Source organism: Stenotrophomonas sp. 63632_Sma, from assembly GCF_056482875.1.
The window spans coordinates 4,702,573-4,715,221 of record NZ_CM151220.1; the positions used below are offsets into that span (position 1 = coordinate 4,702,573).

At 65.9% G+C, this 12,649-nt stretch carries 10 protein-coding genes; 2 read left to right on the plus strand and 8 right to left on the minus strand.

Features of this window, described 5'->3' with window-relative positions; all coding sequences use genetic code 11:
- Window positions 1-57: 57 nt before the first annotated feature.
- Window positions 58-1,227, minus strand: a complete 1,170-nt coding sequence (locus ACZK45_RS21765; protein WP_125892585.1) for a class I SAM-dependent rRNA methyltransferase — start codon at window positions 1,225-1,227, stop codon at window positions 58-60.
- 365 nt (window positions 1,228-1,592) lie between these two features.
- On the opposite strand from ACZK45_RS21765, the gene ACZK45_RS21770 reads away from it, so the two are divergent.
- Window positions 1,593-2,555 carry a TerC family protein gene (locus ACZK45_RS21770; protein ID WP_005411722.1) on the plus strand — a complete coding sequence of 321 codons (963 nt, stop codon included), beginning with the start codon at window positions 1,593-1,595 and terminating at the stop codon, window positions 2,553-2,555.
- Between the two features lie 93 nt (window positions 2,556-2,648).
- The gene (locus ACZK45_RS21775) at window positions 2,649-3,419 is read left to right on the plus strand and encodes a rhomboid family intramembrane serine protease (RefSeq protein ID WP_059033054.1); all 771 of its coding nucleotides are present in this window, start codon (window positions 2,649-2,651) and stop codon (window positions 3,417-3,419) included.
- A 145-nt stretch (window positions 3,420-3,564) separates the two neighbouring features.
- On the opposite strand, the gene ACZK45_RS21780 is transcribed toward ACZK45_RS21775, so the two are convergent.
- The 7 genes from ACZK45_RS21780 to rpmH all read right to left on the minus strand — a co-directional run bounded on the left by ACZK45_RS21780 (window position 3,565) and on the right by rpmH (window position 12,394).
- Window positions 3,565-4,680, minus strand: a complete 1,116-nt coding sequence (locus ACZK45_RS21780) for a glycerophosphodiester phosphodiesterase (RefSeq protein WP_478445255.1) — start codon at window positions 4,678-4,680, stop codon at window positions 3,565-3,567.
- Window positions 4,681-4,784: 104 nt separating this feature from the next.
- The gene (locus ACZK45_RS21785; protein ID WP_197615878.1) at window positions 4,785-5,672 is read right to left on the minus strand and encodes a BRCT domain-containing protein; all 888 of its coding nucleotides are present in this window, start codon (window positions 5,670-5,672) and stop codon (window positions 4,785-4,787) included.
- Between the two features lie 190 nt (window positions 5,673-5,862).
- Window positions 5,863-7,212: a tRNA uridine-5-carboxymethylaminomethyl(34) synthesis GTPase MnmE gene (gene mnmE, locus ACZK45_RS21790; RefSeq protein ID WP_049399027.1), complete on the minus strand. Its 1,350-nt coding sequence runs from the start codon at window positions 7,210-7,212 to the stop codon at window positions 5,863-5,865.
- A gap of 3 nt (window positions 7,213-7,215) precedes the next feature.
- Window positions 7,216-9,888 carry a polysaccharide deacetylase family protein gene (locus ACZK45_RS21795; RefSeq protein ID WP_285302177.1) on the minus strand — a complete coding sequence of 891 codons (2,673 nt, stop codon included), beginning with the start codon at window positions 9,886-9,888 and terminating at the stop codon, window positions 7,216-7,218.
- 150 nt (window positions 9,889-10,038) lie between these two features.
- Entirely contained in the window at window positions 10,039-11,754 is a 1,716-nt protein-coding gene (yidC, locus tag ACZK45_RS21800) for a membrane protein insertase YidC (RefSeq protein WP_032128506.1), read from the minus strand.
- Window positions 11,754-12,248, minus strand: a complete 495-nt coding sequence (rnpA, locus tag ACZK45_RS21805; protein ID WP_021203275.1) for a ribonuclease P protein component — start codon at window positions 12,246-12,248, stop codon at window positions 11,754-11,756. The genes yidC and rnpA overlap by 1 nt, the downstream gene beginning before the upstream one ends.
- A 5-nt stretch (window positions 12,249-12,253) precedes the next feature.
- Window positions 12,254-12,394 (minus strand): 50S ribosomal protein L34, encoded by a 141-nt coding sequence (gene rpmH / locus ACZK45_RS21810; RefSeq protein ID WP_005411729.1) that lies wholly within the window; start codon window positions 12,392-12,394, stop codon window positions 12,254-12,256.
- Window positions 12,395-12,649 lie beyond the last annotated feature (255 nt).

Here is a 12,649-nt window from a genome sequence, read left to right on the forward strand (position 1 = left end):
AGGAGCCGGCCAGCGGCCGGCACTACCCGATGCCGAGCGCAGCCGGGATCCCGCGAATCAATCAACCACGCGGCAGAACACGGCCTTGAGGTAACGCGATTCCTGCACGTGGGCCATGAACGGATGGTCCGGACCGGCGCCGGCCACCTTCAGGATCTGGATCGTACGGCCGGAGAAGTAGGCCGCGCGGCGCAGCATGTCGAGGAACTGGTCCTCGGCCACCAGGCCGGTGCAGGAGAACGTGGCGAACAGGCCACCGGGCTTGACCACGCCCAGCGCCAGCTTGTTCATGTCCAGGTACTTCTTCAGCGCGGTGATCACCTGGTCGCGGTCGCGGGTCATCTTCGCCGGGTCCAGGATCACCACGTCGTACTGCTCGCCGCGGTTGGCGGCATCGCGCAGCCACGGGAAGATGTCGGACTGGATGAACTTCGGGCGCACGTTGTTCAGGCGCGAATTGCCCTTGGCGATCTGGATGACGTCTTCATCGATGTCGATGCCGACCACGTCCGAGGCGCCGCGCGCCGCCGCGTACACGGCGAAACCGCCGGTGTTGCAGCACAGGTCGAGCACGCTCTTGCCTTCCACCTGCTGGCTCAGCCACTCGCGGTTCTCGCGCTGGTCGGCAAAGAAGCCGGTCTTGTGCGCACCGGCCGGGTCAGCGCGGAACTTGATGCCGTACTCGGTGATCACTGCCGCTTCGGTGGTGGTGTTGCCGTGGAAGTCGAAGCTTTCCTGCTTCTGCACGTGCTCGTCGGCGAAGCTGTGGAAGCGGCAGCCCGGGAACTGCTCGCGCAGGGCGTCGTAGATCCACTCGCGGTGGCGGAACATGCCGGCGGCGAAGAATTCGACCACCACCAGGTCGCCGTAGCGGTCCACCACCAGGCCGGACAGGCCATCGCCCTCGCTGTGCACCACGCGCCAGGCGTCGGACACCGCGTCGAGCTTCAGCACCTCACGGCGCAGCGACACCGCCTGGGCGATCTTGCGCGAGAACCAGCCAGCATCGACCGGCACGTTCTGGTCGGTTTCGAGGATGCGCACGGCAATGCGCGAGTGCCCGTTGTAGAACCCGCGGCCGATGAACTCCCCGTCCACGCCGACCACGTCGACGATGGAACCGGGCTTGGGCCGGACGGTCGGCTTCTCGACCAGTTTCTGGAAGATCCACGGGTGGCTGGAACGCCACGCATTCTTGAGGCGGACAATCGGAAGGGGGGTATTCATCCACCTATTGTAGCCGGGGGGCGCTTTCGTAGAGTCGAGCTGGCGCGACGGGCGTTGCTGAACGGCCCGGGCAAGGCGTGCCAACCAAGGTTGGCACCTACCAGAGCGGGGGCCCCGGCCGCCCGGCATTTGACGGCAGCCCGGCCAGGCCGCAGAATCGGCGCCAGAAGGGGAGTAGCTCCCAGACGTTGTCGCCGTCATTTCGAGCCCGCAGGCTCCGGTGCAACGGCAGTTCCAGCCGACTGGAACTGCGAGCGAGACCTTCGCCGTACTGGCGAAGCTCTGTCCCTGGATCCCCCTCCCGATCCTCCGTTGCAGATCCTCGCCGTCCGGCCTGGCATTCATCTTTCCAACGGACATTCCCAATGCAGACGATCGGTAACGTGTGGTTGTGGGGCGGCTTCGCGGCGGTGGTGGTCATCGCCCTGCTGGTCGACCTCGTGTTGATGCGCCATGGTGGACCGCACAAGGTCACCTTCAAGGAGGCCCTGTGGTGGTCCATCGGCTGGGTCGCGCTGGCCCTCCTGTTCAATGCGGGCCTCTGGTACTACCTGAATGAGACCGCCGGCCAGGTGGTGGCCAACAAGGTCGGCCTCGAATTCCTGACCGGCTACCTGGTCGAGAAGGCGCTGGCGGTCGACAACATCTTTGTCTTCCTGATGATCATGAGCTACTTCGCGGTGCCGGAGGAGCAGCGCCAGAAGGTGTTGATCATCGGCATCCTGGGTGCGATCGTGCTGCGTACGATCATGATCTTCGCCGGCAGCGTGCTGATCAGCCAGTTCCATTGGCTGCTTTACGTGTTCGGTGCCTTCCTGCTGTTCACCGGCTGGAAGATGTGGTTCGCCGCCGGCCAGGAGCCGGACCTGGAGACCAATCCCGCCCTGCGCTGGATGCGCAAGCACCTGCGCCTGCTGCCGGACTATGCCGGCAACGCACTGAGCGTGAAGCGCGACGGCGTGCGCTGGTTCACCCCGCTGTTCGCGGTGCTGATCCTGATCGCGGTCACCGACGTGATCTTCGCCGTGGACAGCATCCCGGCGATCTTCGCGATCACCACCGACCCGTTCATCGTGCTCACCTCCAACGTGTTCGCGGTGCTGGGCCTGCGCGCGATGTTCTTCCTGCTGGCCGGCATGGCCGACCGCTTCCACCTGCTGCCGTATGGCCTGGCGCTGGTGCTGGGCTTCATCGGCATCAAGATGATGATCATCGACCTGTTCAAGATCCCGACCCCGGTGTCGCTGGGCGTGGTCGCGGTGATCATCGCCGCCACCGTGGTACTGAGCCTGAAGTACCCGCCGAAGGAAGGCTCCGGCCACGCCTGATCATGGCCGGCCGGCGGGATTGTCCCGCCGGCCGCACCCACTCTCCCGTTGCGGTGGCCTTGGTTTCGCGCCAGTCACCGCCATTGCTGAGGTATGGACAACAACGCGCCCCTGCCCGCCGGCGACGTACCGGCCCCCCGCAATGACCGCTCGCGCATCCTGCGGGCGTTCAATGTCAGCCTGGCCGCCGTGCTGGTGCTGGTGGCCGTGTTCGCCCTGCAGGGCACCTTCGACTGGCGGCCCTGGGCGGTCGCGCCGCTGGAAGCCAAGGGCCTGCTTGGCCTGATCGGCGGCCCGATGCTGCATGCCTCGGTCGAGCACATCGCCGCCAACAGCATCGCGATCCTGATCCTGGGCACGCTGGCCGGCAGCGTCTACCCGAAAGCCACCGTGCGCGCCCTGCCGCTGCTGTGGCTGGGCTCGGGCATCGGTGCGTGGATGCTGGGCAATCCGGGCAGCGTGCACCTGGGCGCCAGCGGCGTGACCCACGGCCTGATGTTCCTGCTGGCCAGCCTGGGCCTGCTGCGCCGCGATCGCGCGGCCATCGCCACCGGCCTGATCGGCATGCTGTTCTACGGCGGCATGCTGATGACCATCCTGCCGCACGCCGATGGTGTGTCCTGGCAGTCGCACATGGGCGGCGCCTTCGCCGGCATCATCGCTGCGCTGCTGTTCCGCAACGCCGACCCGCTGCCGCCGCGCCCGCGCTACAGCTGGGAAGACGAAGAAGACGAGGCCGAACCGCTGGCCGACGACGAGCTGGAGCCGCCGTCACCGCAGCGCGTGCCGGTGCTATGGCAGCCGCGCGAGGGCCAGGACTACGTGGTGATCCCGTTCCGCCGGCCGGACGAGCCGCGCGGTTGATCGGGTGACGGGGTCCGGCACCTTCATGACCCGGTAGTGGCCGACCTTGGTCGGCGCTCCCGCTGCATGCCAACCAAGGTTGGCAACTACCAGAGCATTCCGTCACATCCGGTAGCGCCGGGCCATGTCCGGCGGCATTGGCCGGTCAGTTCGCCGCATTCCCCGCCGCGCCCATGCCATCCACCGCCTGCCGGCCCAGTGCCGGGTCGTCGGTGAAGAAGGCATCGATGCCGGTGGCCAGATAGGCGCGCATCTCGGCAACCGACCCCTCTGCATTGCGCGCGTTGTCGGCGCCCTTGCGCAGGTTGCTGGCCTGGAAATGGTTCTCCGGGCGGAAGGTATACGGAATCACCATCAGGCCCACTGCATGTGCGTCCTGTACCAGCGTGGTCGGTGTCCCCAGTGCACCCTTGGCGTCCAGCGGAATGATCGAGCGCAGCTCCGGGCCGATGCTGTCGGCGTAGCTGGCAATGTCCTTCAGTCCGGCCGGCGTCATCATCTGCGCGTAGGTCAGCTTGCCACCGGCCTTGGCGATGTCGGCCGGCTGCGTATCGCCTTTCCACAGCAGCTGCAGCAGGCGGATGTTGCTGCCCCGCCCGATCTTGCCGCGCAGGTAGCGCAGGTTGGCGGTCTCGAACGACTGGATGGTGACCGGGCCCACGTTGGTATAGGCGTTGCCGCGCAGCGCGGTCAGGAGCTTGTCTTCCATCGGCAGGCCGATCGACTGGAAGTAGGTCGGATGCTTGATCTCCGGCACCAGGCCGATGCCGCGGTTGGCGCGGCCGGCCTGTTGCACCAGGAACGCAAGGATCTCGTCGAGGCTGGCGATGCGGAACTGGCCATCGTAGGCGGTGCTGCGCAGTTCCGGCAGGCGCTCACGCGCGTACAGCGTCTTCAGCTCGGCCAGGGTGAAGTCTTCGGTGAACCAGCCATCGACCTTCTGCCCGTCGATGACCTTGCTGGTGCGGCGGCTGGCGAATTCCGGATGCGAGGCGACATCGGTGGTGCCACTGATCTCGTTCTCGTGGCGGGCCACCATCACCCCGTCCCTAGTCATCACCAGGTCCGGTTCGATGTAGTCGGCGCCATCGGCGATGGCCTGCGCATAGGCCGCCAGGGTGTGCTCGGGCAGCAGTGCGCTTGCCCCGCGGTGGCCATAGACCGACACCTTGTGCGCGGCCGGGGTGGAGGATTCAGCACTCATGGCCACCGATGGTGCCACGGCCAGCGACAACAGCAACGCACAACCCCACGACTTCACTGCGACTTCCCCAAGCGGTATGTGATGGGCGTCAGTATGCGGCGGCAATGTGACAGGTGGGGGACCTGGGGTCGGATCCCCGAAGGGGCTCCGACCCCGCATCTTCAGTCGACCAAGGCATCATGGAAATCGCGTTCGTGAACGATCATGATCCGCAGTCCTTCCTTGCGCAGTTCCACGGCGCGTTCCACCTTGCGACCGTAGCAGGCGTAACTCCAGCAGGGATTTCCCTCAGCACCAATCACCAGGTAGTCCACCTTCTTCGATGGCGCACTGTGCACCCGACCTCCCCGTTCCGTTACCAACGCCTGGATATCGGCACGTGAACCTCGGGACGAGGCGCCTGTGAAGCAGAATCCTCTCTCTTCGAATTCGATCTCGGGAGCGACTGCACAAAGTCCGACCAGACTTCCGGCGATCTGCAACGACGGATCGGTCAGGGTGCGGTCATCGCCGAGGACGACAAACTCGCTGAAGAACTGGCGAAGCAAATCCTGTTCCTGCGCATCTACCACACCATCAGCCAGTACCTTGGCCACGAGGTGCCCTATTTCGTCGTACGGCCAGCATCCCTGTAGATGGGAATGCTCATCCATCCAATCCGAGAGACCACGCAGCTCGGCCTCCGAAACCTGGCCATCAGCGATTATTCCGCCCAGTACGGCATGAAGTCGCTGGAGATCTGCTGTGGTGGCGTTGACCCGATCACTTGAGCACATCCGGTCGATCAACCATCGCAGATCTTCCGCCGCATCTTCTTCCATGCGACCTTCGCCAAGTGCGCGCTCGAGCACAGGCATCAGTTCAGTGAACGGATGCTGCTGGCGCTGATGTAAATGATCCTGGATCCAGTGGGCCAAGAAGCGACGCTCGTCGGCATTGATCTCTTTGTCAATGGAGATCCCTTCGATGATGCCCGCCAGAGAGTTCAACGCACGAGTGAGCTGCGCCGGGCTTGTGAAGTGAACGTAGGGAACATGGTCCGAATGCATCCGCAATTCCTTTGCCTGAGTTTCCTGCACGCTAGCTTGGTCGGCGCCGGTACTCAAGACGTAGCGGACAAGGCTCTGGAGTATTGGAGGTGATCACGTCATTTTTCACGGGGTCAGAGCCCCTCCGGGGATCTGATCCCGAGCAACTCGTTCAGCTGGGTTGCCGGCCAGCGGCCGGCACTACCAAGGCTTATTTGCCGATGCAGAAACTGGAGAAGATCCTTCCCAGCAGGTCATCGGCACTCATCTGCCCGGTGATCTCACCCAGCGCGTCATGCGCCAGCCGCAGTTCCTCGGCGGCCAGTTCCAGGTGCTCATGCGCCAGCTCACCATCGGCGCGCTGCGCATGTTCCTGCGCGCGCTCGATCGCATCGACGTGGCGCGTGCGCGCGGAGAACTCGCCGTCCACCTGCTCGCCTGCCCCGGCCGAGGCAATCGAACGCAGGCGCGCATGCAGATCTTCGAGTCCGGCGCCGGTGGCCGCCGAAACGAACACCCGATCCGGATCGTCCAGCGTCGGCAGCGCCGTCAGCAGATCCGACTTGTTGTGGATGTAGACCTTGTGCGGCACCGCCGCCACGGCATCGCCCAGCGCCGCTTCGCCGGCCGCTGGATCGCGCGCATCCAGCACGATCAGCGCCAGGTCGGTGCGTTCGATTTCCACGTGCGCGCGGCGCATGCCTTCGCGTTCGATGGCATCGCCGCCGTCGCGCAGGCCGGCGGTGTCGACCAGGGTCAGCTCCAGGCCGTCCAGGCGGATGGTTTCGCGCAGGGTGTCGCGGGTGGTGCCGGCGATGTCGGTGACGATGGCGCGCTCGCTGCCGGCCAGTGCGTTCAGGAGTGAACTCTTGCCGGCATTCGGCGGCCCGATCAGCACTGCATGCAGGCCATCGCGCAGGCGTCGGCCGCGCTCGGCATCCCGCCGCAGCAGGGCCAGGTCGCTGCGCGCCTGTTCCAGGCCACGGCGCACCTGTGCTCCACCGAGGGTATCCAGCGGTTCGTCGGCGAAGTCGATGGCCGCTTCCACATGGATGCGCAGCAGCACCAGCTGTTCGACCACGGCGTCGATGCGGCGCGAGAACACACCATCCAGCGAACGGCGCGCAGCGCGCGCGGCACGGTTGTCGCCCGCGGCGATCAGGTCGGCGATGGCCTCGGCCTGGGCCAGGTCGAGCTTGCCGTTGAGGAATGCCCGTTCGCTGAACTCACCCGGGCGCGCCTGGCGCGCACCGAGCGCGATGCAGCGCGCGACCAGTTGCTGCAGCAGCACCGGGCTGCCATGGCCCTGCAGCTCCACCACCTCTTCGCCGGTGAAGCTGTTCGGTGCCGGGAACCACAGCACGATGCCATCGTCGATGACCTCGCCATCGGCATCACGCAGGCGCGCGTAGTGCGCGTGGCGCGGACGCAGTGCAGGTGCACCCAGCGCATTGGCAATCGCTGCGGCACGCGGGCCGGACAGGCGCAGCAGGCCAACACCACCCGCGCCGGGCGCACTGGCGATGGCCACGATGGTGTCGGTGCGGATCGCGTCGTTCATGGCTCAGAGTTTCTCCAGCTGCGCACGCGCCTGGGCCGCGCCGCTGCCCTGCGGCTGCAGCGCCAGGTAGGTGGTGTAGGCCTGTTTGGCCTTGGCCTTGTCGCCGGCGTTGAAGTAGGCGTCGCCCAGGTTGAGATAGGCCACGGCGCGCGAGGGGTCGATCTTCAGTGTGTTCTCCAGCCAGCGCGCCGCTTCGGCATAGCGCTGCTGGCGGTAGTAGACGAAGCCGAGGTTGTTGGCGGCCTGGGCGAAGTCCGGGCGCAGCTTCAGCGCCTCGGTGAACTGGGCTACCGCTTCGTCGTACTGCTTCTCGCGGTACAGCTGCAGGCCACGGTCATTGGCCTGCTGTGCGCGCTGGCGGTCGGAGGCAGGTCCGGCGGTGGGCACCACCAGCTTGGCCTTGCCGCCCTGCAGGTCGGCCACGGTCACTGGTGCCTGGCTGCCCTTGGCTTCGCTGGCGGCATCGACCTTGTTGTTCAGCGCGATCGCATCGGCGGTCAGCTGGCGCGTATCGGCGTTGAGGAATTCCTGGCTGTCCGGCACCTGGAACACGAACTCGCCGCCCTGCGAACCGGGCAGGCTGCCGAAGGCCGGGGTCTGGTGCGAGACCGCCGAGACCGCCGGCGCCACGTAGGCGGCCAGTTCGGTACCGGTGATCAGGCCATCGCCGTTGAGGTCGCCCTTGCCGGCCAACGCCTGCAGCAGCACCCAGGTGAACACCGAGTGGCCGTTGGGGCCGGCATCGGCCACCTGCTGGTCGGCACCACCGGCGGTCAGCATCTGCCGCGCGCTGCGGCGGGCGTTCTCGCGCAGGAACGACGACGACGAGGGGCCGCCACGGGTCAGGCCCAGGCCGCTGTAGCAGGCATCCATCACGAACATCACATGCTTGGCCTGCATGCTTTCGGCGATGTTCTGGATGTCGGTCATCGCAATCGCGTCGGTGGCAAATTCCTTCGGGTCCGAATCGACCGGGATGATGTAGCCGAGGTCGCGCCCCGAGGCGAGCTGGCGGGTCGCGCCATGGCCGGCGAAGAACACGAACACGCGGTCGTTCTTTCCGGTGCGGTCGTCGGCCAGGCGGTCGTGGAAGGCGGCCAGGATGTTGTTGCGGGTGGCCTGCTCGTTCTTCAGCACGATCACCTGCGAGGACGGGAAGCCGAACTGCCCGGTCAGGGTATCGGCCACCGCCTGTGCATCATGGCTGGCGTACTCCAGCTTCGGCCACTTGGCGTAGTTGTCGATGCCGACCACGATCGCCCACGACTTCTCGTAGCCGGTGGTGACCGTGGCGGCACCGGCATCACCCTTGCGCGCTCGGGCGACGGTGAAGTCGCGGCCATTCCAGCCGGCGAACTGGTAGCCATCGGCGATCAGCCGGTCGAGGATCTGCGGCAGCGCCTTCACCGCACGATCGTGGATGTCGTGGAACAGGATGATGCCGCGCTGTTCCTTGTTCACCTGGTCGAGCACGCGCTGCACGATCGACTCCGGTACCGGGTCGGCCCAGTCCATCGAGTCGATGTTCCACATGATCGACTTCAGCCCGGCCTCGTTGAGCAGCTGCAGGCCTTCGGCATTGCGCGCGCCATACGGGAAGCGGAACAGCGGTGCGCGCTTGCTGTCGACATCCTTCAGCAGCGTGTCGGTGTCCAGCACCTGCTGGCGCAGCGCATCCCCGGTGGTGCGCGACAGCTGGGCGTGGGTCAGGCTGTGGTTGCCGACCGCATAGCCCTCTTCCATCAGGTTGCGGCTGATCTTCGCCATCGGGCCCAGGCTGACCTTGCCATCGGCCTCGACCTTGCCCAGGTTTCGGCCCACTTCGAAGAACACGCCCGGCACGTCGTAGCGCTTGAGGATGGCCACCACTTCATCGGTGTAGGCCTTGTGCGGGCCATCGTCGAAGGTCAGCACCACGGTCTTGGCCGGCAGGTCGCGGCCGAAGATTTCGCGGTCGCTGTCCTTCATGGACATCGGGTACGGCTCGATCACCCCGTAGTCGCGCAGGATCGCTTCGCGGCTGTAGTCCTTGTGCAGGTGCGCGATGTAATCGTCCCACTTCTCGCGCTTCAGCTCGATGGCGCGGGTGCGCTCGAAGCGGCTGAAGATGCGGGTCAGTTCCTGGTTGTAGTTGCGTTCGATCTCGTCGAGCGCTTCCAGGTCCTCGCCGATGCGCTGGTGCAGCTTCACCGCCGGCAGCGACGAATCGGTACCGACCCGCTCATGCAGATCACGCAGCACTTCGCGGAAGGCCAGGCGGTCGGCATCGAACAGTTCCGGCGCGGACTCGATGTAGTCCAGCACGGTACCCAGGGTGGCGAAGCGCTGCGGACTGGAACCGCGCAGCAGAGTGTCGAACTGCGCGGCGATGGCCGTACGTTGCTCCAGGCCATCATGGAACAGCTGCTGGCCCACACGCGTGGAGGTGCCGCGGTCGGCGGCCGACTGCTGTTCTTCGTCGGCCAGCAGCACGATGATCCGACGGTAACCGTCGAGCTGCTTCTGCAGCGCAGCCAGCAACGGCGCGGCGGCCGGGTCGGCGGCGGCCGCGGCCTGCGCGCTGGGCTGGGTCACGCCGGTTACCGGTGCCTTCGCGTCCTTGTCGCCACAGCCGGCAACGACCAGGGTCAACAACAGCGAGGGCAGGAACAGGCGGAACGACGACGCACGCGGCATGGCGGACTCGATGGATGGAGGAACGGTGTGCCGGCGATTCTAACGCCGCATGCGAAAAGCCCGCCTTGCGGCGGGCTTCTGCGGGTCGGTCGGGGCTCAATGGCAGTCGACCAAGGTCGACTCTACGAAGCCGGCGACCTGCCGGTCGGATTACTTCTTTTTGACCGGGGCCGGGGCGGTGGTGGCCGGGACCGGCTCGCCGCCGTGGCGCTTGGTCATCCACCACTGCTGCAGCAGGCCCAGGCCGCCGTTGACCACCCAGTACAGGACCAGGCCGGACGGCATGAAGGCCATCATGACGCCGAACACCAGCGGCATGAACTGCATCATCTTCTGCTGCATCGGGTCCATGCCCGGTGCCGGGGTCAGCTTCTGCGTGAACCACATCACCGCCACGTTGATCACCGGCAGGATGAAGTACGGGTCGCGTGCGGTCAGGTCCTGGATCCAGCCGAACCAGGGCGCCTGGCGCAGTTCGACCGATTCCACCAGCACCCAGTACAGGGCGAAGAAGATCGGCATCTGGATGAGGATCGGCAGGCAGCCGCCCATCGGATTGATCTTTTCCTTCTTGTACAGCTCCATCATCGCGGTCTGGAACTTCTGGCGGTCATCGCCATAGCGTTCCTTCAGCTGCGCGATGCGCGGCTGGAAACGACGCATCTTGGCGCCGCTCTTGTACTGGGTCGCCGACAGCGGGTACAGCACCAGCTTCAGCAGCACCACCAGGCCGACGATCGCCCAGCCCCAGTTGCCGACCAGCTTGTGCACCTGGTTCAGCACCCAGAACAGGCCCTGGCCGATCACCGCCATCATCGAGAAGCGGCTGTAGTCGACCACGCGGTCCAGGCCCGGCACGTCTTCCTTGGCAATCAGGTTGACCAGCTTCGGGCCGACCCACAGGCGGGCTTCGGTGCTGGTGGACTGGCCCGGGGCCACGGTGAAGGCCGGGCCACGCGCTTCGATCAGGTCACGACCGGCCACCTGCGACAGCACGTAGTGTGCGGTCTGGTCCTTCTGCGGGATCCAGGCGGTGAAGAAGTGGTGCTGCAGCATCGCCAGCCAGCCGCCGGTGATGTTCTGGTTCAGCGTGCCGTCTTCCAGGTAGTCCTTGAACGCACGACGCTGGTACTTCTTGTCGTTGTCGTACCAGGTGGCACCGTTGAAGCTGAAGGAATCCGGGTTGGTCATGCTCCGCGACAGGATGGTCGGGGTGCGGTCCAGGGTGCGGTAGACGTAGCCGTTCCACGGCGCGGCGCCGGCGTTGCTGACTTCATCCTTGAAGCGCACGGCATACTCGTTGCGCGAGACGGTCAGCGTGCGCTTGATGGTCACGCCGTTGTCGGCGGTCCACACGAACGGGATCTGCAGCTCGTTCTGGCCCTTGGCCAGCACGAAGTCCTTGATGTCACCGACCAGCTTGAAGCCGTCGGCGCCGGGGACCGGGGTGTTCTTGTCTTCGCTGGCCCAGCCACTGATCGCGCTGTAGGGGTGCGCGGGGTCTTCGGTCAGCAGGCGGACCGGCGGGCTGCCTTCGTCCTTGGTCTGCGGGAACTGCAGCAGCTCGGCATCGAGCACGCGGCCGCCGTCGAGCACCAGGCGCAGCACGTCGGTGGTGACGGTCACGCGCTGGCTGGCCGGCGTGGCGCTGGCCTGGGCCTGCACGGCGGCCTGGCCGGGGGCACCCGGCACCTGGGCGCTGGGGATGGCGCCCGGGGTTGCGCCCGGAACGCTCTGTGCGGCGGCCGGGGCCGACGTGGTCGTCGGTGCCGGGGTCGGAGCAGCCTTTTCACGGCTCCACTCCATCCACAGCAGCACGGCCACCATCAGCCAGGCAAAAATGAGGAATACGCGGGTCTGGTTCATCAGCGGACAGGCTCGGCGGGGCCGGGACGCGATGCCGGCTCGGTCAAAGAAGGAGTTGCGATGCCATCAGGCGGCGGCATTGTGCCGTCCACGCCCGGCGTGGGCAATGCACGCAGGCGACGCAGCAGGCGCAGGAAGGCCTGGCGGATCTCGTCGTTGCTGGCGGAACGCGCAGCACTTCGAGCCACGACGACAAAGTCGCCTGGCTGGATGTCGGTACGTGTCTGACGCAGGATGTCGCGCAGGACGCGCTTGATCCGGTTACGCCCGACGGCGTTCGGATCAACCTTGCGGGAAACCGCCAGACCCAGCCTGGCCGGCCGGTCAGCCGGCAGCCAGTGCAGGGTCATCAGCGGATCGGACACACGGCGGGCGCCGTTGAAGACCGTTGAGTATTCGGCTCGCGTGCGAACCCGCGCAGAGCGAGGGAATCGCTTGCGCGGGTCTGCAGTATTCACTGTCGAAGGGATTGCGTCTGCCGCGATGTGCGGCATGGCAATCAGGCGCTCAGGACTTTGCGGCCCTTGGCGCGGCGACGCGACAGGATCTTGCGGCCGTCAGCGGTCTTCATACGGGCACGGAAGCCGTGGTCGCGCTTACGCTTGAGGTTGCTGGGCTGGTAGGTGCGCTTCGTGGCCATTGGGGGCCTCTCGTATGAATGGGACGGAAAGAACCGGAAATTCTAGAGAGGTACCCCGCCCCAAGTCAACCCCTGGCAGCTACGCGAATTCACTGGGCTGTGCAATAGCTGTGGATGTTTTTGTGAATAAGTAGGGGACAAGCATTCCGAAGGCGGGCGCTCGGTGGTAGTCTGAGCCATCCATTTCCCCCCTTTCCGGCCTGTGTTTGGGCGCCTTGTCGCGTCCATGCCCCGGCCACCGGACGATTATTGCTG

Excerpts from the sequence above, each read along its gene's own strand:
- ACZK45_RS21765 (WP_125892585.1), bottom strand. The coding sequence starts at position 1,227 with ATGAATACCCCCCTTCCGATTGTCCGCCTCAAGAATGCGTGGCGTTCC.
- ACZK45_RS21770 (WP_005411722.1), top strand. The coding sequence starts at position 1,593 with ATGCAGACGATCGGTAACGTGTGGTTGTGGGGCGGCTTCGCGGCGGTG.
- ACZK45_RS21775 (WP_059033054.1), top strand. The coding sequence starts at position 2,649 with ATGGACAACAACGCGCCCCTGCCCGCCGGCGACGTACCGGCCCCCCGC.
- ACZK45_RS21785 (WP_197615878.1), bottom strand. The coding sequence starts at position 5,672 with ATGCATTCGGACCATGTTCCCTACGTTCACTTCACAAGCCCGGCGCAG.
- mnmE (WP_049399027.1), bottom strand. The coding sequence starts at position 7,212 with ATGAACGACGCGATCCGCACCGACACCATCGTGGCCATCGCCAGTGCG.
- ACZK45_RS21795 (WP_285302177.1), bottom strand. The coding sequence starts at position 9,888 with ATGCCGCGTGCGTCGTCGTTCCGCCTGTTCCTGCCCTCGCTGTTGTTG.
- yidC (WP_032128506.1), bottom strand. The coding sequence starts at position 11,754 with ATGAACCAGACCCGCGTATTCCTCATTTTTGCCTGGCTGATGGTGGCC.
- rnpA (WP_021203275.1), bottom strand. The coding sequence starts at position 12,248 with ATGCCGCACATCGCGGCAGACGCAATCCCTTCGACAGTGAATACTGCA.
- rpmH (WP_005411729.1), bottom strand. The coding sequence starts at position 12,394 with ATGGCCACGAAGCGCACCTACCAGCCCAGCAACCTCAAGCGTAAGCGC.